The organism is Paenibacillus sp. NPDC058177, assembly GCF_042883835.1.
In the GTDB taxonomy this organism is placed as follows: domain Bacteria; phylum Bacillota; class Bacilli; order Paenibacillales; family Paenibacillaceae; genus Paenibacillus_AQ; species Paenibacillus_AQ agri.
The window spans coordinates 497,284-522,890 of the sequence record NZ_JBHVVB010000004.1 but is presented as its reverse complement, the minus strand read 5'-3'; the positions used below and the strand labels follow the sequence as shown (position 1 = coordinate 522,890).

Below are 25,607 nucleotides of genomic sequence, written 5' to 3'. Positions count from 1 at the left end.
ACTCCCGTACCGTGTGTCGGTTCGGAAGTATAATTTGTTATTCTTTTAACTCAAGCAAGAAATCCCTTAATCCTTCACGCCAATGCCGAATATCTTCAAATCCATTGGTGCGGATAGATAGATGCTCTAATACAGAGTTATGCGGTCGAGGGGCAGGCAATGGGAACTCCTCTGTAGTACAAGGCTCAAGCTTGGCTGTGAAATCCAACCCCAGAATATCATGAGCGTCTTCAAAAATGGCCCCAGTAAATTCATACCAAGTACAAGACCCACTGTTGGTGGCATGATATACTCCATACTTTTCAGTCTGGATCAATTCCAGTACAAAGCTGGCCAAATCCACCGTGTATGTTGGGGAACCCTTCTGATCATCTACAACCTTAAGTAATGGCTTTTCCTGACCAAATTTCAGCATCGTCTTCACAAAATTTTTGCCATACTTGCCGTATACCCAAGCCGTACGTACGATAAAATACTTGCTGGATAAGCTTTGTACTAAATTTTCTCCAGCTCGTTTGGATTTGCCATAGATGCTCCGCGGGGCGGTATTGTCATATTCATGGTACGGCTCTGAACCCAGCCCTTCAAAAACATAATCCGTACTGATGTACACCAGCTTCGCACCGGCTTTTTCGGATGCAAGAGCTACATTGCGGCTACCAGTGGCATTAATTAAATAAGCACCATCCACATCGCTCTCTGCAGCGTCTACCGCCGTATATGCTGCACAATGAATAACCGCATCAGGGTTAAAGTCACCAATCACTTTTACCGTTTGTTCCAGATCGGTGATGTCCATCTCTTTCCGGTCACAACCAAATACCTCATGGCCTTCTTTTTGCAGCAATAGAACAACGTCCTGCCCCAGTTGTCCTGCAGCACCTGTAACTAATACTTTCATTGTAAACCTCCGTAAGTTACTTATCGATCCTACAGTGAATCGCCTAAGCGACTTCCATATTGCAGCTCGGCATACTTTTGGTATTCACCAGACTGAATACGGGTCCACCACTCGCGATTATTCAAGTACCATTGGATCGTCTCTTTAATCCCTGTTTCAAAGGTATGCTTCGGCTTCCAGCCTAGCTCATTGGTAATCTTAGTAGGATCGATACCATAACGACGGTCATGACCTGGGCGATCCTGCACATAAGTAATCAAGGAGTCCGGTTTGCCAAGCTCCTGGAGTACAGTGTTCACGATGTGCACATTCGTCCGCTCATTGTTGCCACCAATATTGTACACTTCACCATTCACGCCTTCGTGAATGACAAGATCAATTGCACTGCAATGATCTTCTACATACAGCCAGTCGCGAATGTTCAAGCCATCACCATACACGGGTAGTGCCTGATCAGCTAGTGCACGGGAGATCATTAGTGGAATGAGTTTCTCCGGGAACTGGTAAGGGCCATAGTTGTTTGAACAACGGGTGATGTTCACCGGCAACCCAAACGTTTCATGGTAGGCACGAACCAGCAGATCCCCTCCTGCCTTACTAGCAGAATACGGACTATTAGGAGTTAGCGGAGTCTCTTCAGTGAACAAGCCAGTGGCTCCCAGCGTACCGTATACCTCATCCGTAGACACTTGAACAAACTTAGTGACACTGTATTTTTTCGCTGCATCTAGTAGAACCTGTGTACCAAGCACGTTCGTTTTCACAAACACATCCGGCTCCAAGATACTTCTGTCTACGTGTGACTCTGCCGCGAAGTTAACAACTACATCAACGCCTTGGCTAAACAGGGCATCCATTGCTTGGACATCCGTAATATCCGCATTGATGAATGAATAATTCGGATTACCTTCAACAGATTTCAGGTTCTCCAGATTTCCTGCATACGTCAGTGCATCCACGTTAACGATTTGATATTCCGGATGCTGGTTAAGCATGTATATTACAAAATTGCTGCCGATAAATCCGGCACCGCCAGTTACAAGCAGTTTCATGAAACCGACCACCTTCTTATTCAATAATTAATGATATTCTATTCATCTGTTTCTCACAGAATCAATGAAGTTGGATATTTAGCCAAAATTAAGCTCAGCATCTTTAAGCGAAGGATGACGTTGATCTTTATCCGATAAAATCGGATTGGAAATCGGCCAGTCAATTCCTAGCGCAGGATCATTCCATTGTATGCCACGATCATGCTCTGGGGAATAGTATTCGTCTACCTTATATAATACTTGTGTGTTGGGCACCAACGTGCAGAACCCATGGGCAAAACCCTTGGGTACAAGAAGTTGACGTTTGTTGTGTTCGCTTAAAATAACTCCAACCCATTGACCAAAGGTCGGCGAGTTGCGGCGAACATCTACAATAACGTCGTAGATCACGCCGGATAACACACGAATCAATTTTGTCTGTGCCTTAGGGTTTAATTGATAGTGCAGTCCTCGTAATACACCCACTTCGGCAGAAAGAGAATGGTTATCTTGGATAAAGTTAAGCGTAATACCTAGAGTGTGCATTGTTTGTTCGTTGTAACTCTCCATAAAAAAACCCCGGTTGTCGCCATGGACCACCGGTTCAAGAAGGCTTGCGCCTTTTAGTTTTAAAGGAGTGACTTTCATAATGGATATCCTCCTTTTATCTATAACTTCAATTTACCAAAATCCTCATCAAACAAAATATCCTTGGCCAATTCATTAGCTTTTGCAAGTGAAGTATGCGTTCCAGCATCCGTCCACCAACCCTCAAGGACATCGTAAGTCAATTCATTTCTTTTAATATATGCATTATTAACGTCGGTTATTTCAAGTTCTCCACGGTTAGACGGTGTAAGTGTCTTAATAATTTCAAAAACCCTGCTGTCAAACATATAAATACCAGTAACAGCATAATCGCTCTTGGGATCAGTGGGTTTTTCTTCAATGGAAATGATTTTATTTCCTTGAAGTTCTGGGACACCGAACCTTTGAGGATCAGCTACTTTTTGAATAAGAATCTTAGCCCCTGATTCTTGTTCCTTGAATTTATAAATATATGCAGAAATGTCCTGTTCAAATACGTTATCCCCAAGAACAACAACACATTTCTCATTCCCCACATATTGTTCTGCCAAACCAAGAGCTTCCGCAATACCACCAGCTTCATCCTGTACTTTATACGTGAAAGATACATGTAATGACGTGCCGCTACCGAGCAGATTAACCACGTCCCCCATGTGCTCTTTACCCGTAACGATAAGAATATCTGTTAGTCCAGCTTGCTTTAACCGATGGATAGCATGAAAAATCATGGGATAGTGCCCCACAGGCAGCAAATGCTTGTTGGTCACCTTAGTTAGTGGATAGAGACGGGAACCAGTACCACCCGCTAGGATAATGCCTTTCATACCAAAATCCTCCAATAGTTATTTCTGAGAGAAATGCCCCATCTCAAATGTCAAAGAATTCCGCTCTTCCTTAATCTAACCAAAGAATAAATTGCAAGCAAAAAAATAATAACATTAATAGAAAATGAGATAGGACTGTCTTCTAATACCCCCGTTAAAGTCCCAATAAACTTACTCGACAAGCTTTGATCAAGTATAATAGTATCTGATTTCAATAAGATATCATTGTTACGTGAAAACCAGTATGCATTATTTTCGTCAACAAAATCAAATTTTAGTTTAGCATACTTTAGTTTGTCTGCAGGAAGAAGAGAATTGAGATTAATATCCACGGTTAGTGAGCCCTTACCTGAGTTATCAATGGTAAAGGGAACCCGTGCTCCTTCCCACAAAATTTTAGCATCTCTCGAATCATAAACATGGTACGAAAGAAGAACCCGATCATTATATAATTTAATATTTGAAAAGGAGATACGCACATTAGTTTTAAATTGTGGACTATGCTGCTTTAGTCTGGAGTTTACTTCAATGGTTACATTATTAGAAGTACTCCCCCACACAGTGCCCGCAAATGAGCTGAAAATAAAAAAAACAGAAATTAGTAGTATTGTTCTTCTTATCATAATAATCATAGCGATTGATTGAAAACCTGTTTATATTGATTAGCCACAGTTTTCCAGTCCCTTTCATTAAAATGATTATATAATTTCTTTTGCGATTCATATAAGGAGTTTGGGTTTTCTAGGTTCTGCAGTATTTTCTCAGCAATACAGTACGGATCATATGGATTAAATAGCATCTGATCTTTAAGTTCCTCATTATCAATTTCCGAATTAACTACTGGTATATCGCTCATAATCGAGGGGGTTCCGACTGAAAAAGCTTCTGAAAAAGTAAATGGAAATCCTCCTTCGAATAGCGTTGGGTTGACTGCTAGTCTAGCCAAACTATTTAAAGCTGCCAATAGTGTTGAAGAAATTCCAAAGAAAATAAAGATATCATTGTTCAATTGATTCTCCGTAACATATTCTTTTATTGCCTTTTCAACTTCATAATCACCAGTTAAAAATAATTTCACATTTCCATGCATTTCTTTATTAATAATTTTAACTGCTTTAATTAAATTGAATATATTTTTGTGAGAGCGATATTGTGAAGAATACGTAATAAAATCAATATCTCTAAAATCACTGTTGTACAAAACATGGTTAGGGGAGAAATTGGTTTGAATATACTCATCTATAATTTGCTTAGCATTTTGTTCAAAAGATAAATAGGTTTTCACATGCTTTGACATTTTCAAATGTTCAGCCATATCAATATTTGCATGTTTGATAACTGTGATTTTTTCAGGAGATACTCCACATTTTTCTACCAGATGATGGTATTTAACGTGATCACTATAGCATATAAGGTGGTCTGCTGCTTTAATATTACCCCTTATGTTTTGGTGAATTCCCTTTACCCCTGGAAACTGAGTAGGAAAATCATAAAAAACAATATCAGGAGCGGCTAAAATCTTCTTACACCGCAATTCCCTAATTTGTGGCCAAACCATTGAGGGGATATAACAAGCATCTATATCTTTACGTTTATTAATCATTCTAGCTACTTTAGAAAGTTCAGCAGCTAAGACTAATTGATAGATCTTCCCCTGTGAGCCTTCGAGCAATAATCTTAGTTTGGAGTCGATCCAAGAATAAGGTATCACTTTTTTTGAAAGACGATATACAACTTTTAAAATCTTATACACAAAAAAGAGCAAAATAAAAACCAACAAAAATGGGATAGCGCAAACCACAACAAATAAATAACCCAATAATTTCAAGAAGGCCATAAAAAGGTTTGTAGTACTAAAAAAATCAGTAATACTTCGTTTAAAGAGAGAAATTACGTTTTGTTTCAATCTTCTAACTAGATTATTTCTTTTAGAATTCTTTATTCTCAAAGTACGTCTCTTCAACAAATAGTCTTTTAAGCGAACACCTAAAGGAATTGAACCCGTAGATACAACTTCAAATTTAGACTGCGGAATTTTGTTATCCTTCATCAAAGAAGAAATAGAATGTTTTAACCACTCAGGGCAAAACAAAACAATATCTTTATTGTTCGTGTTACTCTCTTTAAGCAAGAAAGCTAATAGCCTGCCGATGCCTTCATTAGAAAGATTTGCACCAGGATTGAAGCCTAAAAAAATCCCGGTCTTTCTCATAATATTCTCCCCCATACCAAAGATCTTTCTAAGTTTAGAGTATTATTTTTAAACAAATCATTTGAATAATCATTCTCTTTTTGAGTTATATTTAACTCATCTTTATTTAATATTTCAAACATTGAGTCAGAATTATTTATAAACTTTTTATATACAAAAGTATTACCCAACGTTTTTTCATATTGTTTATAAAGAGGCAGATCCTCGACAATAACTATTTTAGAGAATGAAGCTGCTTTTGTGAGTTTAAAGAGCATATGTTTCAGATGATGTGGATAAATAATTTTTTTTGCATATGCGTACAACGCATCATACTCTTTTTTTCTAACATTAACATGTATTGTTATATTCTCACTTAAATGGTTTGATGTTTCAACAAATTTATTCAGTTCATTAAGAAACGTATCATCCTCACCCTTTGAAAAATTATTAAACAGTATCTTAATCTGCCTATCATCTTTATATAACTGAAAATAATCATTTAAATGGTTAATGATATCAATGACATATTGTGGCTTTTTGATATCCATTTCGATAACATCATAATCTCCACTCTGAATTTTTTCATTAGCTAACGAATTTTCAACTCGTGGGCCTGATACTACAAAAATTTTATTTTTATCTAATCCAAGATGCTTAACAAGATCATTTTTTGTAACTCGAGATTGCGTAAGGACGAAAGCAGCCATTTTTAAATTATGCACATTTATAGGAGAAATATTTTCATAGAACTTTCTTGCTATGTCTTCGATATAAATGCCAAATGGTTTAATTGGGGCGATTGGTAATTCCAAATCATCCATCAAGAATAACCATAGATCAGAATTCACATAGTTTTGAGCATAATCTACTGGTATATAGTAGTTGGAATGCCAGAGCGCAGATGGCTTGAACATTAAATCTAATGAGTTTGAAATATCTTCAACCGATATTCGTTTGAAATTATAATTACTTGTGGTAATTTTTGAATCAATCAACTGTTCGAGACCTGATTCGAAAGAATTCTCATTATTATAAGTACTTATCTCAATACTGTGCAGAGGACTAACTTCTTTCACATCTTCACTAAAGCTGATCGCCAAATTAAAATAATCATTAAGATGGCTTTTTTCCATTTTCGAAGGCATAAAAATTGATAGTTTCTGGGCAATTTGCTCTTTTGATTGAGTATTATAATTTTCAACTACAGGTAAAAAGTCTGTTTTCCATTGTTTTAGAACAAACTCATATGAGAATTTAAAGAGTATTTCCTTTTGATCCTCCACTATTTCCCTTATCAATTTTTGATCTCCTGATAATATCTGTCGAACTTTTTGCTTCGCTTCAATTATATTTTTACAAGCACCAGTTTGGCGTTCGCCACCTAGTTTACTTAACAAGCCACCGTCCATATAAACTACAGGCATTCCTGCAATCATTGCCTCAAGAGGATGGTAATGTAGGTGTCGTGGGTTGGTAGAATGATAATACATTACTTTGCAAGTTTTATATAGTTCATTCAACTCTTCCCTCTTAAGGAACCCTGTTACTCGCGGATCATCAACCGGTACCGGCTGGTTTCCTGCTATAACATAATTAAAATCGCTAAAATCTTTTTTGAATTGCTTATAAATCTCCTCTGCTTCAGCTACATACTTAATTCGGGTACAAAAAAACAATAGTTTGTCACTATTGCCACTCCACTGGTCTTGTATCTCGTAAAAATCTTCAGGAAGGCCTAAAGGCATGTATACAGCTGCCTCTTTATAAAGATCGTCTTCAATTTCAGCGAGATTAGGGTAACATTGAGAATAATAAAATCTTCCTCTTATTTGTTCTAACCTATAATGATCATTTTGATCAAAGTAGAAGTTCAGCAATTCAGTATAATTACTAAATTTTGTACCTCCAACCCCAAATGCGCGGAAGAAAATAAGACCGTCAAAGTTATGAATTAATTTTTTAAAAATTAAAAAAGCAGAATCGGTATAAGTTAGCGCAATTGAAAAGTGAGTATTAATAATTTTCTTTATATATAAGGGCATTTCATGTAAAGAAAAAAAGTCATATTCATTAAGGAGCTTTAAATCCTCTTCTGGGATGCTCAAAGTGTCATCATAATCGTAGGTAACAGAGCCACTTGATTGTAATATAACTTTAGATGCAATCTTTGGTGTAAATATTTCAAATCCTAAATCTTTAATTAAGGGGAGCTCAAACTCACTTAGAGTTTGATGATTAAGCAACCATAATATCCTTTTCTCTTTCATAATTACCTCTCAATTATATTGATTTTCTATAGTAATCAATAACTTCTTCCGGATCACCATCTTTAATAATACTGCCTTGTTTAATAAGAATAGCTCGATTACAAACTTCCCTTACTGTGTTTAGATCATGAGATACCAACACTAAGATTTTGGCTTGGCTCATAAGCCCAGACATTCTTTCTTTGGCCTTGGCATAGAAGGAAGCATCTCCTGCAGCAATAACTTCATCCAATAAAAGGATTTCCCCTGGGATAGAAGTCGAAATCGCAAAGGCAAGCCTAACCAGCATACCCGAAGAATAGGATCTAATAGGATAATCGATAAATTCGCCTAATTCAGCAAATTCAATTATCTCGTTCTCCTTTTCACGAATAGTGTTCGGAGTCTCTCCTAACAACAAACCACGATACATAATGTTCTCTCTACCTGTAGATTCCAAGTCAAAGCCCAAACTAAGATCAAACAAAGAACGGATGTCTCCTTTAACTTTGCGCTCGCCAGACTTTATTGGATAAATTCCAGCTATGGTTTTTAAAAGGGTACTCTTCCCTGCTCCGTTGTGACCTATAATCCCCAGCTTTTCGCCTTCCTTTACTTGTAAGCTAAAGTTCTTTAAAGCCTGCACATCCTCTAGCTTTTCTTTTTTCTTCTGTAATTTAAGAAGCGCAAACACTTCTTGCTTTAAGGTTGTAGCATTATAAATGTGCGAAGGATAAAACAAGTCCACATTTTCAAGTTTGATATAACAGTTCTCCATATTCAACTTCCTTAACTTTTATAAGTAGAATATAACCTTGTCTTTATTCTTCCTATTAACAGCAATAGCAATCAAACCTACAACAACAATAGAAACTATGGTAAACATATAATCACTCACAGAAGGCATTATTCCTTCTAAAAAGGGATTGCGTATTAAATTAAGAATATGAGTAATTGGATTAAAGTAAAAAGCTTTCTCTAGCAAAGGGCTAGAAGAAAACATTTCTCTCTTAAAGAAAACTGGAGATACATACCAAATAGCCTGTATCACTAGCGCCGTAATTTGGGGATAATCTCTGTATTTAGCATTTGAAAAGCCCGCAATAGTTGTGACTGACCAAGACAGAAAAAAATACAACACTACCGTTAGTGGTAGTGTAACAATACCTATGATAATGTTTTGCGGATTAGTAAATAAAACCCAAATCGTTAAAGCAGCCATAGCTATAATAAACGTGATTGTTGAGACTAAGGCGGATTTTAAAGTATAGATAATAATAGGATGATTAAACTGGCGAATATATTGTTCACCAGTCATAATCGAATAGCCTCCTCCTATAAATGAGGCGCTCACTAGATCCCATACAATCAAGCCCGATAATACATAAGGTGCATAATCACTAAAGGTCATTTTGAAAACAACACCGAACACCGTAGACATCAGTGCAGTAAGCAGTAACGGATTCATAAAAGTCCAAAGTATTCCTAGTTTGGATCTTCTAAATTTATTCTTTAATTCTGCTCTTACAAGATGAGACCAGAAGTACCTGGTCTCATATATTTTATTAACGTATTCTCCCAAAATAGCTACCTCCGAATAAAAACGAGTATTATTTATGAGTATTATTTTGGCAATGATAAATAAGTCTCTCACAAATAAAGTTAATTTCCTCATCCTCAAGAAGCGCATTTGTTGGAATATTTAGGCCCCTTGAAGAAATCTGATCAGCAAAAGGATAGGTGGATTCTTCAAAATATGGCGGCATAGCATGCATTGGATAGAATAAGGGGCGTGTCTCAATACCGTCTTTTTCGAGCAATTTCATAAGTTCATCTCTCTCAATAGAGATATTATCATTTAGAAGTACTGAAACCATCCAATAAGTATGCTTTGCCCATGACATTTCTGGTTGAAGCTTGAACAGCTCAGAATATGGCGTAAGCTTCTCAATATATGCCTCTGCTACCCTTCTTCTTTCACCTAAATGCCACTCGATTTTTTCAACTTGCCCTAAGCCAACAGCTGCTTGAAGGTTTGTCATACGATAATTATAGCCAACAACATCAAACCAGTAGCGGCGTTCAGGACTCATTCCCTGGCCTCTAAGAAGTCGCATTTTCTCTGCAAGTGCAGCATCATTAGTTGTGATCATACCACCTTCGCCAGTAGAGATCACTTTATTACCAAAGAAACTAAAAGTACCCACATCACCAATAGATCCAACGACCTTGCCCTTATACATTGCTCCATGGGCCTCAGCTGCATCCTCAATCACAAACAAATTATGTTTTTTGGCGATTGCCATAATAGGATCCATATCTGTTGGATGACCATAAAGATGTACTACAATAATACCCTTAGTTTTAGAAGTAATCTTCTCTTCAATCTTGGTAGGATCTATATTCCAAGTATCCGGTTCACAATCAACAAGCACAGGCGTAGCACCGCAATACTTTACGGCGTTAGCAGTTGCAATATATGTGAACGTAGGGATTATAATCTCATCCTCTGACCCAATACCATAGGCAATCAAAGGCAAATGCAAAGCAACGGTTCCATTGGCACAGGATATTGCCTCATTTACATTACAAAATTCTGCAAACTTTCTCTCGAACTCATTCACATATTTTCCGTTCGCTGAAATCCAACCTGTATCTATACAATCAAGCACATATTCTCTTTCATTACCATTTAGAACTGGTCCTGCAAGAGGTATTCTTTTAACTACTTCCATCAGCACTCACCTTCAATTAAATTTTTAGCAGGCACACCAACTACCGTACAATTAGGTTGAATATCTGTTATAACTGCTGCACCTGCACCCACAGTTGCCCAGCTTCCAATACTTTTCCCAGGAATAACAACCGTCTTAGCTCCCAGCATTACCCCTTCATTTACATTAACATTACCTGTTAAAGTCACACCTGGGGCAATATGAGCATGTGACCCAATAAAACAATCATGATCTACACTTGCATTTGTGTTGATAATGACATTATCTTGGATCTTTGAATCAGGATGAATTGCTACCCCTGGAGCAACAACTATCCCTTTTCCCAAAGAAGCATATGGCGAAATATATGAAAATGGACTTATAGCATTAATAGGCTGTAGCCCCAACTCCAAACACCAATCGAACAGCTTCTTCCTGAGAATGTTATTTCCGACAGCTACTATAAAACTATCAGCTTGATCGGGTACTAACGAAGTAATTATTTCATCCCCACCCAAATAACTGACTCCATACATTTCTTTTGCGGTATAACCGAATGAGGTAAATCCTATAATTTCATAACAATTCATCGCTTGTAAGATATCAATTACGACTTTTGCGTGGCCACCACCGCCAAGAACCACTACTCGTTCACGTTGCAAATGAACTCCCTCATCCTTCTATACATGCTCTTTTATATTTCTCCAATAATCTAATAAATCTTTCATGGTCTGGTTTAAAACAAATTTAGAACTCCATTGTGTTTGACCTATTAGTTTTGAATTGTCTCCAAATCTGACATTTCCTTCATTCGTTCTAACCTTTTGAGAATCAACTACTATCCTCGGATTCTGCAACACAGAATGGGAGAAAAGCGACTCTAGAATCTCTGAAATAGAGATAGGATCATTGGAAGAGATGTTGTATGCTTCGCCGGGAACCCCATGTTCCATAAGGAGGTAGTACGCCGTCACAACATCTCTTACATCCAAAAAATCACGCTTAACCTTAATGTTTCCAACACTAATGAAATCCAGTAGATTTGCTTCCATTTCAGAAATTTGCCTTGCAAAACTTGAACATACATATAATGAAGACTGGCCGGGACCAGTATGATTAAACGGTCGTGCCCGTACAATCCTTAAATCAAAAGATTTTACATATTGCTCACAAATTAAATCAGCACAAGCCTTGGCAGCAGCGTATGGGCTTGAGGGTCGCAAGAGATCTTTTTCAGAAAAGGCTCTAGCAACCCCCTCCCCGTAAACTTCGCCTGATCCAACAAAAAGTATTTTGGGGCGTTTTTTTAACCCTCTAATTACTTCCAGCAGATTCAAAGTACCATCTACAATGGTATTATACGATAGTAAAGGGTCGCGAAATGAATCTGGAATATAAGAAGTACCAGCTAAGTGATACACTTCATCAGGTTTTTCTGATCGAATGATCTTTTCTAGGCATTGAGTATCTCTGATGTCACAGGCCATGTACTTGATATCACCACTTAAGTTTGCGGTTCCTGATCGTGATATTCCAACTACACTACGGCCTTTGGTAAGCAATAAATCACATAAGTAAGTCCCTACAAAACCGTTAGCTCCAGTTATTAGGGCTTTCAAGCAGATATCACTTCCTAAGACTATAAATTTCAGTATTTTCTCTGCTTTGCTTCTCGAGGTCACACTCAACCATCAGATGAACCAGTTCTTTAAATGTCGTTTTTTGAGGAGTCCATCCAAGCTGTTCAACAGCTTTTGAAGGGTCACCCTGGAGCAGATCTACTTCAGCAGCTCTAAAGAAGGCTGGGTCTGTGACAACATAATCTCTGTAATCCAATCCTACATGACTAAATGCAATCTCACAAAACTCACGGACAGAGTGAACTTCGCCTGTAGCAATGACATAGTCATCTGGTTTATCCTGTTGAAGCATTAACCACATGCATTCAACATAATCTTTAGCAAAGCCCCAGTCTCTAAGAGCATCAAGATTACCAAGTCTTAATTCATTTTGGAGTCCCAATTTAATTCTCGCTACGGCGTTAGAAATTTTTCTAGTAACAAATTCAATACCTCTTCGTGGAGACTCGTGATTGAACAATATCCCAGAAGAACCGAACATATCATAACTTTCCCGATAATTAACTGTCATCCAATGCCCATACACCTTAGCCACTCCGTATGGACTTCTAGGATAGAAAGGTGTTGTTTCTCTTTGCGGTGTTTCTACTACTTTACCAAACATCTCACTACTAGATGCTTGATAGAAACGAGCATCTGGTTTCATAATACGAACTGCTTCCAGCATATTAGTTACACTTAGAGCAGTAGCTTGTCCCGTTAGGATAGGCTGAGTCCAAGAAGTTCCAACGAACGATTGAGCTGCCAAATTATATACTTCATCAGGATCGGATGTTTTAACAGCCCGAATCAAAGAACTCAAATCTTGAATATCACCCTCAATAAACTCGATTTCGTTTTCGATATGTTTGATGTTCTCCAGAATAGGAACACTTGTTCTTCTTCTCAATCCATAAACTTTATATCCTTTCTCCAGCAACAAATCTGCCAGATAAGAACCATCTTGTCCAGTAATACCTGTAATCAAAGCGCGTTTCGTCATTATAAATAACTCCTCAACCTTCTATATAATTAATTTTATAAGTATTGCTCGAGTTTCTGAACTTTTAATTCTTTAATCAATGATTTAATGTCTTGAGCTTTTTCTTTTTTGCAAATCAGAGTAACATCATCCGTTTCAACGATGATAAGGTCTTCCACACCTAAAGTAGCTATTAGCTTCCCATTACTTTCAATAATGCAACGTTTTGTATCTATACTAATTGTATTCCCCTTTATAACATTCCCACTTTCATCAAGATTATTAATACGTTCAAGAGCGGTCCAACTTCCAACATCATCCCAGCCAAAAACACAAGGAATGACGTAGATATCGCTGGCTTTTTCCATAATACCATAATCGATTGATTGATCAGGCATTTTATGAAACTCCTCTTTAATAACTTCATTCCTATCAGTAACTTTAAATGCTAACTTCATCCTCTCTAGCAACTCATGCATATCTGGCATGAATAATTGTATATAATTCCGAATAACTGAAGTCCTCCATACAAATATACCACTATTCCAGTAATAATTACCTGCTTCCAGGTAAGATGCAGCTACTTCAGCATTCGGTTTTTCAACGAAACTATTTACTCTGTGAACCAACATTTCATTTACGTCAATAGATTCATAAGAGCTTTCAATATAACCATACCCTGTTTCAGGATAGGTCGGGGAAATACCCAGAGTTACCAGGTAATCCCCCATTTCACTTACTTTAACCGCTGTTTTAAGAATATTTATAAACTCCCGTTCTTCTTTAATTATGTGATCAGATGGGAGTACAATCATGCTACTTTCCGGAAACTTCTCTTCGATAATGATGGACGCTAAGCCAACACACGGGGCAGTATTGCGGCCAATAGTTTCTATAATGATATTTTCTTGCGGAAGATCTGGTACTTGAACTCTTATCAACTCAGCATACAATTCATTGGTAATAACAAACACTTGGTTAATTGGAATAAATTTCTTCAAACGATCAATACACTGTTGTATCATAGATTTATTTCCGGAAATATTCAAAAACTGCTTAGGCAGATGGGTACGGCTCTTAGGCCAAAAGCGTTCGCCCTTTCCCCCTGCCATTATTAAACAAGTCGTGGTCATATTCTCTCCAACTTTCAATAATTGATGTATTTTAAACGTTTCTGTATCAACTCTCCTACAGCCTTCGGCGAGTAGAAATCCTTAATAAATTTTTGCCCACTATTTGCTATATTAACATAATATTCTTTGTCATGTACAAGTTTGTACATATATTCACCCGCATGATCTACATCAGGATCAGCCCACATCTGATAAGCTTTATAAGGCCCATGATCCTTTCCGATTTGTACTAATTTGTACTTCACCGGACAGGAATTTTCGTGATTCATAAAATCAGTAGTTGAGGACCAATTTGTCCCGATAGCTGGTTTACCAAGATACATAGCCTCAGCAAGACCCAGGCCAAATCCCTCACTTCTATGAAGTGAGATGAAACAATCTGTTACATTTATTAACGCATTCGTATCATTTCTTGATAGAGTTTCACTTATAATATATATATTCTTAAAATCCCCCACCAGCTTAGTTATTAACTCAATCTCTGGGTCAGCCTGATAATTCCCGTTTATTTTAATTACAAGACCAACATTGTAATCATCAGGACTAAAGGTTCTTTTGAAAGCTTCAATTGAAGCTTGTGGATTTTTACGGTCCTGGTAACTCTTCAAATCATACATCGTCAAAAACAAAAAAGTATCTTCCGGTATTCCATAGTATGAGCGTTCTCTCTTATGATCGACCACCACTTCTATGCTATGCGGAATCCTAACAACAGGAACTGGGCTTTTAAGAGAAATAGCATCTGCCACGAAAACAGAAGGTACCCATATTTCATCTACCAAATTAAAACTTTCATACCATTCATCTGGAAAATCCGGCAATTCCCAGTGCCAAAACCCTATATTGTAGCGCTCTTTGAAAATCGAACTCCCAAATTCAGTATAGATTTCCTGCATTTGCTCAGCATTTATATGAAATACATTTACATTATACTGAGGTTCAGTGACCTCTTTGTGAATCCATGTTTCATCTTTCATGCTAGCAGGATTTGTGCCCTTAAAATTTAGAATAACAAACGGAATTTCTACAGCAGTCATACTCTTTGCTGCAATCCTACAAGATTCCCCAATCCCCATTTCAGCACGAGCAAAACCAACCAAGTTCACTCCTTTGAATTCCCAAGGCTCCCCGCTCTTTATCTTCTCCTTATCAATAGGGAAGGCTCTATTAAGTACCCCTTTTTTTATTTTTTTACGAAAGTCGGGGGAAATAAATTTCACTATTAACGGCTTAAAGATAAGTGAAATTTTATACAAACGCTTAAAGATAAACGATATTATATTAGACATCCTGTAATCCACTTTTCATAATAAAAAAACTCCTTTTTTTGCATAAGTAAAAATTAATATAAACGGATCACGAAACCCTTGTAGATTCTAAGTAGCCCTGCCCCTTACCATATGCTAAAATATTGTCGTACCTACAGGAAAAGGAGATTATAACGTGTCGAAACCAGTATACGGTAAAAACGCTACACAGTCGAGAAATGTTGCAAAGATATCAGGCTCGGTGTGGGCATTAGTTGTTGGTTTTATTTTGTTTTTATTCTGGACCCCGTTTCAGGTGGGACTGTTTAATGGGCAGTCAGTAGATTTTGAGAAACCGATCTATGTATCTACATTGCTTGCAGCGCTTATGCTGCTGATTTGGGTCGGTCTTGGCTTCAAGAAATTCAAGCTTGACGAGCAGCGGGACCTGGTAGGCGTGGCTGCCCTGCTTCTACCCATTACTTACGCATTGTCGCTGTTTGTCGCTGTTTCGCATTATATGGCAATGAATATGTTCTTTATTCAAAGCATGTACGCCGCTGTATTCATTATAGCGTTATATCTCTTGAAGCAAAAGCAAGTAAATGTTGTCATTGAAAATGCTGTGCTTACCATTGCCTATTTAATTGTGGGTTTTGGTCTCCTGAATTGGCTTGGAGGCGGGAAACTCGCGGGTAATCTAGTAGGCTGGTTCTCTAACACTGTCCGCAACGGTATATACTTGGATGCCGTGATGACAGATTCCAACGGTCTTCGACTAACTTCTATTTTCCAATATGCCAATACTTATGCAGCCTTTCTGATGGCGTTTCTATTCGTTGCAGTGTTCGCGCTGGTACGCTCACGTAAATGGTATGGTAGGTTGACCCACGGGTTTATGTTGGTTCCTATCATTGTATCCCTACTGCTAACACTCTCACGCGGCGGTCTTGTAATGCTGCCTGTGGTGTTTATATTGCTTCTATTGTTCTTAAAGCCTGCGCAACAAATTCTGTGGATTATCCATCTGGGCATTTCTGGATTGTTATCCCTCGTCATCACCAACCAGGTTACGAATCTCGGAATAGAATTAAATACTGCCTTCTCCTCTTCAGCAGCGCTCAAGGGCTGGGGTTACCTTCTTGGAGCTTCAGTAGTTGTAGCAGGTCTTGGTTGGGTCATTCAACGGTTTGCCGCTCCATGGCTGCAAGAGAAGCTCGGAAGCTGGTCTTTACGTAAATGGACAGGCTTATGGCTTCCGCTGGGCTCCGTTGCGCTGATTGGTCTTGTAGCATTCTTGCTTATTGGCACAAGCGTCAAGAGTATCTTGCCTGGTAATATCGAGACACGTCTTGAAAATATCAACTTTAAGCAGCACAGTGTACTTGAACGTTTTACCTTCTACAAAGATGCTGTCAAAGTAGTGAAGGATTATCCGATCCTTGGTGCTGGCGGCGGTGGATGGTCTTCGCTATATGAACATTACCAAAACAACCCTTATACGAGCCGTCAGGTACATAATTTCTTTTTACAGTTCCTGATCGAGGTTGGTATTTTAGGTTTCATCGTATTTATGGGCTTCATTCTCTATATCTTCTATAAATATATCCGCGGGTATGTGAGACGGGACAAAGATGAGTTCAATAACGGATTTTTCTATCTTATTATTACGCTTTCCATTCTTATTCACAGCTTGCTAGACTTCAATATGAGCTATGCCTTTATGGGCATTCTTGTGTTTCTTGGTCTGGCAGGGATGGCTGCTGTAATGGACAGCAAACCACTGCGTCGGAATTGGAATAAAGGCGGAGTTCGCTTGGGGTATATGGCCGTAACTACGTTAGGATCCTTGTTCCTTCTGTTCCTCTCAGTTACCTACATCAGCTCCAGTAACGCTGCAGTTAGCTCCAAGCAACTCATGGAAGTCAGCCAGTCGTATGAAGAAATCAAGGCTTCTCTTTCCAAAGCCCTGAAGAACCGTCCGACCCATCCTGAGTCGGTAGCAAACCTCTCTGCCATAGATCAGCAGGTTTACAAACAAACCGAGGATGAACAATACCTGAACGAGTCCTACAGCCTGTTAACTCGCGCGCTTAAGGATGAGCCGTACAATAAGATTCTTTTGAGCCAACTGATCACCTATTATAACCTTAAAGGTCAAAAGGATCTGGCTCTAGCGGTGTACCAGGATAATGCCGACAAGTTCAATTGGGACATCAACTGGTACAGCGGGCTGATCAGCAGTTCTTTTGAACTCGGTCAAGAGGCATACAACCAGAAGGATTCTTCGAAAGAACAGGAATACTTTAAAACAGGTCTGGCAGCCTATGACCATGTTGTAGCTGGCGTAGAGCATCTTAAGACACTCCCTCCAGAGCAATTGCAAGGACGGCCGTTCTCAGTCACTCCGGAAATCGCACTGAATGCCGGTAAAATGCAGTACATGTCCGGGCAAGTTGAGGCAGCTGCAGAAACACTAAAACTTGGTCTCGGTCAAGATTATACCGATCTGAACAACCGGGAAATTGCCCGCTGGTACTTGGCGGCACTGAAGAAAAACGGTGGTCAGGATCAAGCCGTATACGATCAGCTAATCGCTGCGGAGCCTGCAGAAGCAGCTCAAATTGATGAAATTGCAGCTACGCAATTCTAATTCCCTGAATACATGCATTACACAAAAACACGGGTATCTTCCTCGAGAGGAAAGTTACCCGTGTTTTGTATTTAGTAGATGAAAGTCGACTATTTCGTCGCTTTAGCTGCTTCACTCTCAATGATCTCTTTCAGATAAAGAAGCAGGTCGTCTTTTAAATCTTCATGCTGGAGTGCATAGTGTATTGTGGTTTGAATAAAGCCCATTTTCTCACCAACATCATGACGGTGGCCTTCAAAATCATAGGCAATAATCCGCTCCACTTCACTTAGGCGTGCTATGGCATCGGTAAGCTGGATTTCTCCGCCTACACCCACCTGTTGCTCACCCAGCATATCGAATATCCGTGGAGTCAGGATATACCGGCCCAGTATGGCCAGGTTAGAGGGCGCATCCTCGCGTTTAGGCTTCTCCACAAGGCGGTTGGCTTTGTAGACCCGATCAGCGATAGGAACTGCGTCCACGACGCCATATCGGGACACCTCTTCCCAAGGCACAGGCTGAACACCGACAATAGAGGATTTATATTGGTCATAGACCTCAATCATCTGTCTTAGGCAGGGTTTATTCGATTCGACAATGTCGTCACCCAGCAGAACTGCAAACGGCTCTTCCCCGATGAACTTGCGTGCGCACCAGATGGCATGACCGAGACCTCTCGGTTCCTTTTGCCGAATATAATGGATGTCAGCCATTTCGGACGACTTGCGGACTGATTCCAGCAGCTCCCACTTCTGTTTTTCCGCCAGATTAAACTCTAGTTCGAATGAATTGTCAAAATGGTCCTCAATCGCACGTTTGCCTTTCCCCGTTACGATAATAATATCCTCAATTCCTGAAGCTACAGCTTCTTCTACAATGTACTGGATGGTTGGCTTATCTACAATGGGTAGCATTTCTTTGGGCATGGCCTTGGTCGCAGGCAAAAAGCGTGTGCCGAGACCGGCAGCCGGGATAATGGCCTTACGAATCTTCATAACATAGGCTCCTTCTATTATAATCAATTCGATATCTCGCAGATGATGAATTAGCATATATATTTTTTAATTATAACAGTAATATCCCATTTATGGCAGTTCAGTGCTCCTTAAAAATTGCTGAATACTCTATCTACCCAAATCCCTCAAAATAAAACAGGCGGACAACCCGGGAGATTCTCCACGTTTTGTCCGCCTGTTGTGTATATCTTTAATTATTTCGCATTCACGAGTTGTCCGCGGGTAACACCAAGCTGGTTAGTAGCCTTGAGGCTCTTCCATACTTGGGTGCCAGAGATTTCACCACGCAGTGCACGGCTGTACAAGCTGATTACCTCAGCCACCTGTTCAGGTGTCTCTTCTAGGAACTCTACCCGGTATGAGGAGACTCCCAGCTCACGGAAGTTGTTCAAATACTCTGCGCCGGATTGTTCTACAGCGTTATAGACTGTGTTACGGCAGCCCTCATCCACGCGTACAGGGTGAGACATGCCGATCCGGTCCTGGAGAGACGCCCGATGCTCTTCGCACGGCCGTCCGCAGTTCGTGTAGTCTGTTCCTTCGCTCATGAAGGTACAATACACGCAGTGCTCAGTGTGGAACATCGGCAGATGCTGATGGATTACGATCTCCATCCGCGAGGTATCACTGCGGCCTAGCAGATCCACCATTTGTTGAATGTTCAGGTCGTAGGATGGTGTCACCATATCGCATCCGGCTTCCAAGAACAGGTCAACGGCCTTGTGATTGGCGATATTCAGCGAGAAGTCGCCAATCAATCGTGGATGAACAGCATCCGGCTGCTCCATCCGGCGGCGCAGATAGTAATACAATGCGCCTGTATTGCGCACCAGCACCGCATCCGGCTGAAGACGCAGGATGTTAGCATGGTAGCCGTTCTCATTCGGCATGTGGATACGCGGCGTTGCCAGCGCAATGCTTGCGCCCGCAGCCCGCACAGCCTCCACGGCTGCCGGGAACTGCTTGATGAACTCAAAGTCGGCGTAAATGTTCTTCACGCCGGCCTTGAGTGCAGCCTCAACCTGCGGGAGGCTGCGGCACAGCGCGGTAAGCCCTGCCGCGCCGCTCACACCCCAGCCATCCCGCACAGCCGGGATGGCTGCTTCAGCGACGCCCCTGCGGGTCGCGTCGCCGTAGACCTCTACCGCCCGTTTCACGTAGACGGGCGGTTTCGGGCGCTCGCCCGCAAGCAGCTCCACCGCGCGGCGGCGGATGCTGTTCAGCTCGCGCATAGGCACGATGACGTCGCCTTCCAGATGCGACTCCAGCGCCTCTAGCTGGAACACCGTGCCGCCCAAGCGGCCGAATTGTTCTTCCAGCAGGACGGCGTCCATCGGACGCTTTTGCGCAGTCTCCAGCGCAAGCTCCGAATCCACCTGGACGGTCACGCCCTTCTGCGTGTCCGTCCACCAAGTCTCCAGCTTCTCACCGGCGCGGCCACTGACCTTCACCTGAACCGGGAATACCCGGTATGGCTTCTCAGTCTCGTAAGACTGACGCAGCGCTTTGTCCAGCGCTGGGTCATTGGTTTTCCAGATCCGGTCACCGACATGCAGACGGCGAAGATCCACATCATTGCGTCCAGCAATAATATCAACAATCCAGCCCTCACCGGCTTCACCTTCCAGCTTTACGCCTTTACGGCGCAAGTCGTAGACACGTCCGCCTTCTTCCTTCTTTGTTGGATCGCCTGCGTCGAATACAATCCCGTCACCGCGTTTGAGCGGTGCGTGAATGCGGCAGACTACACCGTCGCGCAGAATTTGTTCAACCGTACCCAAGTAGACACCACGGCTTTTCGGGAAAGTCCCGTCAACCAGCTTCTTATTGTTCGTCCCATCTAAAAAACCATGTGTGAAGCCCCGCGAGAAGCTCTGCTGGAGCTCGCGCATTTCTTCCTTGGATGGCGCAGACCACTCACCATCAAAGTAACGGTCGATGGCCTTACGGTATTTGCTAACCACGTTAGCTACATACTCAGGGGTTTTAAGACGTCCTTCAATTTTAAAGGACGTTACGCCCGCTTCAATCAGCTCTGGCATCAGTTCGATAGCCGCCAAGTCCTTCGGCGAGAGCAGATAAGTCACATCACCCATCGGTTTGATCTCACCATCGACCATCAGGTCATATGGCAAACGGCAGGCCTGCGCACATTCCCCACGGTTGGCGGAGCGTCCGCCCCACATTTCCGAGGTTAGACATTGACCGGAATAGGAGACGCAAAGCGCACCATGAACGAATACTTCCATCGGCAGACGCGCCTGATCACCGATCGTACGAATCTGCTTCAAGTTATTTTCGCGGCCCAGTACCACACGTTCCATCCCGAACGGCTTTGTAAATTCAACCGCCTCCGGCGAAGTAATGGTCATCTGTGTGGAACCATGAATCGGGAAATCCGGGGAAATCTCGCGAATCAGCTTAACCAGTCCCAAATCCTGTACAATCACCGCATCTACACCCGCATCCACGCAGGCATCAATCAGTTCCTTAGCTTCAGGTAGTTCATTCTCAAACACAAGTATATTAAAGGTCAGAAAGCCTTTTACACCATAGCTGTGTAGAAAAGCCATAATTTCCGGCAGCTCGTCCATGCGGAAGTTGTTCGCTCTAGCACGTGCATTAAATTTCTCTACGCCAAAAAAGACAGCGTCCGCCCCGTTCGCCACAGCCGCCCGCATACAGTCCCAGTCACCAGCCGGAGCCAGCAACTCCACGTCTTCTCTGCGTATGTCCTGCTCTTTCATTTATATCCTCCCAAACCGTCCAAGACGGGTCATTTCTATACGTTTAACTTATTTATTGTATCAAAAATCACACCTATTCGCCATGTGTTTGCCAATATTTAATATAGTGCTGAATGTAAATAATTCACTTTGATCGCAAATAAAAAGACACCTTTATTTCGCCACGGCGGTAAAGGAGTCTTTCGGACTTCACTTTTCAGTTATCCTGGATTGCCCTTATTTTAGCTCAACCAGTTCATCACCATGGCATAATCGGAAACGACGAAGACAAGCAAGCTCACTGCACCAAAAGCAATGGCGAATTTGTTCTTCTGCGGAGCCTTCAGCAGCCGTACTACCCCAACCAAGATGAGGATCGTGAACAAAATCATGAATACATCAAAGGTATGAAATTTAGACGGTTCTTGCGCGGCAGCTTCTGCAAGCAGCATGGCGATACCTCCTCAAAAGTTTTGTCAAGCAAGCGCCTCTATTCCCATATTCCCTTCTATGTTATCGCTACCATTTGGGCTGCGCAAGAGGTATTGTGCAAAAAATGAGGTAAATGTCATAAAAAATATAATTTTCATCCATTTTTCACTTAAAAGAGATGATTTTCATCATTTACAAAAAGGGATGATCCCAAACTCTCCCCTCTGTGCCATCTCGCTTGCTTTTACTTTTTTGTTCAGCTTGTATAAGCTTACCCTTCTTTTAGCTATGTAAAAAGAGCCACGCTATCGCGTGACCCTCTACCTAAGATTACATCCTCTAGCTAATATCCGATGTCTCCAACCGCAGAGCTTCGGTCCGCTCCGTGTCACGGAGCAGGATAGGCTTCAAGTATCTGCCTGTGTAAGACGCCTCAACAGTAATCAGCTTTTCTGGTGTGCCTGTAGCCAGCACTGTTCCTCCACCGCTGCCGCCTTCTGGCCCCATATCGATCAGATAATCGGCGGTCTTGATGACATCCAGATTATGCTCAATGACCAGCACAGATTCTCCGGAGTCTACAAGGCGATGTAGCACTTCCAGCAGGCGGCCGATGTCATCCACATGCAACCCGGTAGTAGGCTCGTCCAGGATATACAGAGTCTTGCCTGTGCTACGGCGGTACAATTCAGAAGCCAGCTTCACACGCTGCGCTTCACCGCCGGACAGTGTCGTTCCCGGCTGGCCAATCTTGATGTACCCGAGACCAACATCAAGCAACGTCTGCATTTTACGGTGAATACGCGGAATGTTAACGAAGAATTCCGTCGCATCCTCCACAGTCATTTCAAGCACATCGGAAATATTTTTGCCTTTATATTTTACTTCCAGAGTCTCACGATTATATCGCTTGCCTTTGCAGACCTCACAAGGCACATAGACGTCTGGCAGGAAGTGCATCTCGATCTTGATGATTCCGTCCCCACGGCAGGCCTCGCAACGCCCTCCCTTGACGTTGAAGCTGAAGCGTCCCTTCTGGAAACCGCGCACCTTAGCTTCATTAGTCTTGGCGAACAGATCACGAATGTCATCGAACACGCCGGTATACGTGGCCGGATTAGAACGCGGAGTCCGTCCGATTGGCGACTGGTCAATTTCAATCACCTTGTCCAGATTCTCAAGCCCTCTGATCTCCTTGTGCAGTCCCGGACGAACCTTCACTGCTTTGTTCAGATGGCGAGCGAGACTCTTATACAAAATCTCGTTGACCAACGAAGACTTGCCGGACCCCGATACGCCTGTTACAGCCGTAAAGACACCGAGTGGGATTTTAACGTTGACGTTCTTCAGATTATTCTCTTTAGCACCACGGATTTCCAGCCAACGATCATCCGTCGGACGGCGCTTGGAGGTGACAGGGATAAATTTCCGACCGCTTAAATATTCTCCTGTCAAGGAATTAGGGTCCTTCATAATCTCTTCCGGCGTACCCTGAGCAATGACTTTCCCTCCATGAATCCCTGCACCTGGGCCGATATCAATGATATAATCGGCAGCCATCATCGTGTCCTCATCATGCTCTACCACAATCAAGGTGTTGCCAAGGTCACGCATATGCGCAAGGGTAGAAATCAAGCGATCATTATCACGCTGGTGCAACCCAATACTCGGCTCATCCAGAATATACAGTACACCCATGAGGCTGGAGCCGATCTGAGTCGCCAGCCGGATACGCTGTGCTTCCCCTCCGGACAAGGAGCCTGCTGCCCGGCTGAGTGTCAGGTAATCCAGGCCTACGTTTACCAAAAAGCCGAGACGGCTGCTGATTTCTTTGAGAATCAAGTTGGCAATCGCTTGCTCTTTCTCAGAAAGAACAACATGTTCAAAGAAATGCTCGCAATCACCAATAGAAAGATCCGTAACATCAGCAATATTGCGATCATTGATCGTCACTGCCAGAATCTCTTTCTTGAGGCGTTTACCTTTGCAGACATGACAAGGCTTCGCGCTCATAAACCCTTCGATGAACTCACGGATCCCGTCCGAAGCCGTTTCGCGGTAGCGGCGCTCCAGATTGGGAATGATACCTTCAAAGGCAACCAAAGCATCTTTCTTTTGCCCGAAATCATTTTCGTAACGGAAGCGTATCTTCTCACTACCGGTGCCGTTCAACAGCTTATCCATATGATCCGGTGTCAGTTCGCTTACCGGTATGTCCTGTGGAATATTAAAATGCTCACAGACAGACTTCAAAAATTGCGGGTAGTAATTGGAGGTGCTTCCGGTCCAGGCCAGGAAGGCCCCATCTTCAATAGATTTCCCCGTATCTGGAATCAACAGATCAGGATCGACCACCATTTTCACACCAAGACCATCGCACTCACCGCAAGCTCCGAACGGGCTGTTGAAAGAGAACATCCGCGGCGCCAATTCTTCGATACTAAATCCACAGACTGGGCATGCGAAGTTGGAGCTGAACAGCAGCTCTTCCTGGTCAATAATATCAACAAGGATTTTGCCGCCCGACAACTTCAGCGCAGTCTCAATGGAATCTGTCAGCCGGGTCTCGATATCTTCCTTGATGACAATCCGGTCCACAACTACTTCGATGGTATGCTTCTTGTTCTTCTCCAGCTCGATATCCTCGCTCACATCACGCAATTCACCATCCACGCGCACGCGAACAAAGCCTTGCTTGGAAATATCCGTGAAAAGACCTTTATGCTCGCCCTTACGTCCTGAAATCACAGGAGCCAGTATCTGCAGACGTGTCCGTTCTGGATACTGCATAATACGATCCACCATCTGTTCAACTGTCTGCGAGGTGATTTCAATACCATGGTCCGGGCAATGCGGATGACCGATACGTGCGAACAAAAGCCGCAGGTAATCATAGATTTCTGTGACCGTCCCTACCGTGGAACGAGGGTTGCGGCTAGTGGTCTTCTGGTCGATGGAGATTGCTGGCGACAATCCATCGATGGAGTCTACATCCGGCTTCTCCATTTGTCCCAGAAACTGGCGTGCGTAGGCCGACAGCGATTCAACGTAACGTCGCTGCCCTTCAGCATAAATCGTGTCGAACGCCAGCGACGATTTGCCGGAACCACTAAGTCCCGTCAGCACGACGAAGCGGTCACGGGGGATCGTCACGTCTATATTTTTAAGATTGTGCGCCCTAGCGCCTTTAATTACAATATTTTCGTTCGCCAACACTATAACCTCCTAGAGTTCACCCACCCCACTTAACCTTCCGGCTAGACCCGAAGAGCTAAAACTCTCAGGATATCGCTCAAGAAACTGTAGTGATGGGTGGGAT

Annotated in this window: 20 protein-coding genes; 1 reads left to right on the top strand and 19 read right to left on the bottom strand. The window is 42.0% G+C overall.

The features are described from left to right. Nucleotides 1-37: 37 nt before the first annotated feature. The 15 genes from rfbD to ACFVU8_RS19355 all read right to left on the bottom strand — a co-directional run bounded on the left by rfbD (nucleotide 38) and on the right by ACFVU8_RS19355 (nucleotide 15,521). The gene (rfbD, locus tag ACFVU8_RS19425) at nucleotides 38-901 is read right to left on the bottom strand and encodes a dTDP-4-dehydrorhamnose reductase (RefSeq protein WP_387429444.1); all 864 of its coding nucleotides are present in this window, start codon (nucleotides 899-901) and stop codon (nucleotides 38-40) included. Nucleotides 902-930: 29 nt separating this feature from the next. Next, on the bottom strand, nucleotides 931-1,953 hold the full coding sequence (gene rfbB, locus ACFVU8_RS19420; RefSeq protein WP_387429441.1) for a dTDP-glucose 4,6-dehydratase: 1,023 nt from the start codon (nucleotides 1,951-1,953) through the stop codon (nucleotides 931-933). Between the two features lie 78 nt (nucleotides 1,954-2,031). After that, entirely contained in the window at nucleotides 2,032-2,580 is a 549-nt protein-coding gene (gene rfbC, locus ACFVU8_RS19415; protein ID WP_387429439.1) for a dTDP-4-dehydrorhamnose 3,5-epimerase, read from the bottom strand. A gap of 20 nt (nucleotides 2,581-2,600) precedes the next feature. Continuing rightward, nucleotides 2,601-3,344, bottom strand: a complete 744-nt coding sequence (locus ACFVU8_RS19410; protein ID WP_387429436.1) for a sugar phosphate nucleotidyltransferase — start codon at nucleotides 3,342-3,344, stop codon at nucleotides 2,601-2,603. 50 nt (nucleotides 3,345-3,394) lie between these two features. Then, complete coding sequence (locus tag ACFVU8_RS19405; RefSeq protein WP_387429433.1) at nucleotides 3,395-3,976, bottom strand: hypothetical protein; 582 nt, start codon at nucleotides 3,974-3,976, stop codon at nucleotides 3,395-3,397. Beyond that, nucleotides 3,973-5,556, bottom strand: coding sequence for a glycosyltransferase (locus tag ACFVU8_RS19400; RefSeq protein WP_387429430.1), 1,584 nt, complete (start codon nucleotides 5,554-5,556; stop codon nucleotides 3,973-3,975). Before ACFVU8_RS19400 ends, ACFVU8_RS19405 begins: the two co-directional genes overlap by 4 nt. After that, nucleotides 5,553-7,805: a glycosyltransferase gene (locus ACFVU8_RS19395; protein ID WP_387429428.1), complete on the bottom strand. Its 2,253-nt coding sequence runs from the start codon at nucleotides 7,803-7,805 to the stop codon at nucleotides 5,553-5,555. The genes ACFVU8_RS19400 and ACFVU8_RS19395 overlap by 4 nt, the downstream gene beginning before the upstream one ends. A 13-nt stretch (nucleotides 7,806-7,818) precedes the next feature. Continuing rightward, nucleotides 7,819-8,562 (bottom strand): ABC transporter ATP-binding protein, encoded by a 744-nt coding sequence (locus ACFVU8_RS19390; RefSeq protein WP_387429425.1) that lies wholly within the window; start codon nucleotides 8,560-8,562, stop codon nucleotides 7,819-7,821. Between the two features lie 18 nt (nucleotides 8,563-8,580). Further along, nucleotides 8,581-9,366 carry an ABC transporter permease gene (locus ACFVU8_RS19385; protein ID WP_387429423.1) on the bottom strand — a complete coding sequence of 262 codons (786 nt, stop codon included), beginning with the start codon at nucleotides 9,364-9,366 and terminating at the stop codon, nucleotides 8,581-8,583. A 28-nt stretch (nucleotides 9,367-9,394) separates the two neighbouring features. Then, the gene (locus ACFVU8_RS19380; RefSeq protein WP_387429420.1) at nucleotides 9,395-10,519 is read right to left on the bottom strand and encodes a DegT/DnrJ/EryC1/StrS family aminotransferase; all 1,125 of its coding nucleotides are present in this window, start codon (nucleotides 10,517-10,519) and stop codon (nucleotides 9,395-9,397) included. Then, nucleotides 10,519-11,160, bottom strand: a complete 642-nt coding sequence (locus ACFVU8_RS19375; RefSeq protein ID WP_387429418.1) for an acetyltransferase — start codon at nucleotides 11,158-11,160, stop codon at nucleotides 10,519-10,521. The genes ACFVU8_RS19380 and ACFVU8_RS19375 overlap by 1 nt, the downstream gene beginning before the upstream one ends. A gap of 18 nt (nucleotides 11,161-11,178) precedes the next feature. Beyond that, a complete protein-coding gene (locus ACFVU8_RS19370; protein WP_387429416.1) occupies nucleotides 11,179-12,117 on the bottom strand; it encodes a GDP-mannose 4,6-dehydratase in 939 nt (312 codons plus the stop codon). A gap of 7 nt (nucleotides 12,118-12,124) precedes the next feature. Further along, the gene (gene gmd / locus ACFVU8_RS19365; RefSeq protein ID WP_387429414.1) at nucleotides 12,125-13,120 is read right to left on the bottom strand and encodes a GDP-mannose 4,6-dehydratase; all 996 of its coding nucleotides are present in this window, start codon (nucleotides 13,118-13,120) and stop codon (nucleotides 12,125-12,127) included. A 35-nt stretch (nucleotides 13,121-13,155) separates the two neighbouring features. Further along, nucleotides 13,156-14,232 (bottom strand): mannose-1-phosphate guanylyltransferase, encoded by a 1,077-nt coding sequence (locus ACFVU8_RS19360; RefSeq protein WP_387429412.1) that lies wholly within the window; start codon nucleotides 14,230-14,232, stop codon nucleotides 13,156-13,158. A gap of 14 nt (nucleotides 14,233-14,246) precedes the next feature. After that, nucleotides 14,247-15,521, bottom strand: a complete 1,275-nt coding sequence (locus tag ACFVU8_RS19355; RefSeq protein WP_387429410.1) for a glycosyltransferase — start codon at nucleotides 15,519-15,521, stop codon at nucleotides 14,247-14,249. A gap of 154 nt (nucleotides 15,522-15,675) precedes the next feature. Here ACFVU8_RS19355 and ACFVU8_RS19350 point away from each other — a divergent pair, with 154 nt between their 5' ends. Beyond that, on the top strand, nucleotides 15,676-18,132 hold the full coding sequence (locus ACFVU8_RS19350; RefSeq protein ID WP_387429408.1) for an O-antigen ligase family protein: 2,457 nt from the start codon (nucleotides 15,676-15,678) through the stop codon (nucleotides 18,130-18,132). A gap of 89 nt (nucleotides 18,133-18,221) precedes the next feature. On the opposite strand, the gene galU is transcribed toward ACFVU8_RS19350, so the two are convergent. The 4 genes from galU to uvrA form a co-directional block, all read right to left on the bottom strand. Continuing rightward, entirely contained in the window at nucleotides 18,222-19,109 is an 888-nt protein-coding gene (gene galU / locus ACFVU8_RS19345) for a UTP--glucose-1-phosphate uridylyltransferase GalU (protein WP_387429406.1), read from the bottom strand. A 215-nt stretch (nucleotides 19,110-19,324) separates the two neighbouring features. Next, entirely contained in the window at nucleotides 19,325-21,877 is a 2,553-nt protein-coding gene (locus tag ACFVU8_RS19340; protein WP_387429403.1) for a U32 family peptidase, read from the bottom strand. Between the two features lie 221 nt (nucleotides 21,878-22,098). Next, nucleotides 22,099-22,308, bottom strand: coding sequence for a DUF2759 family protein (locus ACFVU8_RS19335; protein WP_066378701.1), 210 nt, complete (start codon nucleotides 22,306-22,308; stop codon nucleotides 22,099-22,101). A gap of 319 nt (nucleotides 22,309-22,627) precedes the next feature. Beyond that, on the bottom strand, nucleotides 22,628-25,501 hold the full coding sequence (gene uvrA, locus ACFVU8_RS19330; RefSeq protein ID WP_387429401.1) for an excinuclease ABC subunit UvrA: 2,874 nt from the start codon (nucleotides 25,499-25,501) through the stop codon (nucleotides 22,628-22,630). Between the last annotated feature and the right edge of the window lie 106 nt (nucleotides 25,502-25,607).

Excerpts from the sequence above, each read along its gene's own strand:
- rfbD (WP_387429444.1), bottom strand. The coding sequence starts at position 901 with ATGAAAGTATTAGTTACAGGTGCTGCAGGACAACTGGGGCAGGACGTT.
- rfbB (WP_387429441.1), bottom strand. The coding sequence starts at position 1,953 with ATGAAACTGCTTGTAACTGGCGGTGCCGGATTTATCGGCAGCAATTTT.
- rfbC (WP_387429439.1), bottom strand. The coding sequence starts at position 2,580 with ATGAAAGTCACTCCTTTAAAACTAAAAGGCGCAAGCCTTCTTGAACCG.
- ACFVU8_RS19410 (WP_387429436.1), bottom strand. The coding sequence starts at position 3,344 with ATGAAAGGCATTATCCTAGCGGGTGGTACTGGTTCCCGTCTCTATCCA.
- ACFVU8_RS19405 (WP_387429433.1), bottom strand. The coding sequence starts at position 3,976 with ATGATTATTATGATAAGAAGAACAATACTACTAATTTCTGTTTTTTTT.
- ACFVU8_RS19400 (WP_387429430.1), bottom strand. The coding sequence starts at position 5,556 with ATGAGAAAGACCGGGATTTTTTTAGGCTTCAATCCTGGTGCAAATCTT.
- ACFVU8_RS19395 (WP_387429428.1), bottom strand. The coding sequence starts at position 7,805 with ATGAAAGAGAAAAGGATATTATGGTTGCTTAATCATCAAACTCTAAGT.
- ACFVU8_RS19390 (WP_387429425.1), bottom strand. The coding sequence starts at position 8,562 with ATGGAGAACTGTTATATCAAACTTGAAAATGTGGACTTGTTTTATCCT.
- ACFVU8_RS19380 (WP_387429420.1), bottom strand. The coding sequence starts at position 10,519 with ATGGAAGTAGTTAAAAGAATACCTCTTGCAGGACCAGTTCTAAATGGT.
- gmd (WP_387429414.1), bottom strand. The coding sequence starts at position 13,120 with ATGACGAAACGCGCTTTGATTACAGGTATTACTGGACAAGATGGTTCT.
- ACFVU8_RS19360 (WP_387429412.1), bottom strand. The coding sequence starts at position 14,232 with ATGACCACGACTTGTTTAATAATGGCAGGGGGAAAGGGCGAACGCTTT.
- ACFVU8_RS19355 (WP_387429410.1), bottom strand. The coding sequence starts at position 15,521 with ATGTCTAATATAATATCGTTTATCTTTAAGCGTTTGTATAAAATTTCA.
- galU (WP_387429406.1), bottom strand. The coding sequence starts at position 19,109 with ATGAAGATTCGTAAGGCCATTATCCCGGCTGCCGGTCTCGGCACACGC.
- ACFVU8_RS19340 (WP_387429403.1), bottom strand. The coding sequence starts at position 21,877 with ATGAAAGAGCAGGACATACGCAGAGAAGACGTGGAGTTGCTGGCTCCG.
- ACFVU8_RS19335 (WP_066378701.1), bottom strand. The coding sequence starts at position 22,308 with ATGCTGCTTGCAGAAGCTGCCGCGCAAGAACCGTCTAAATTTCATACC.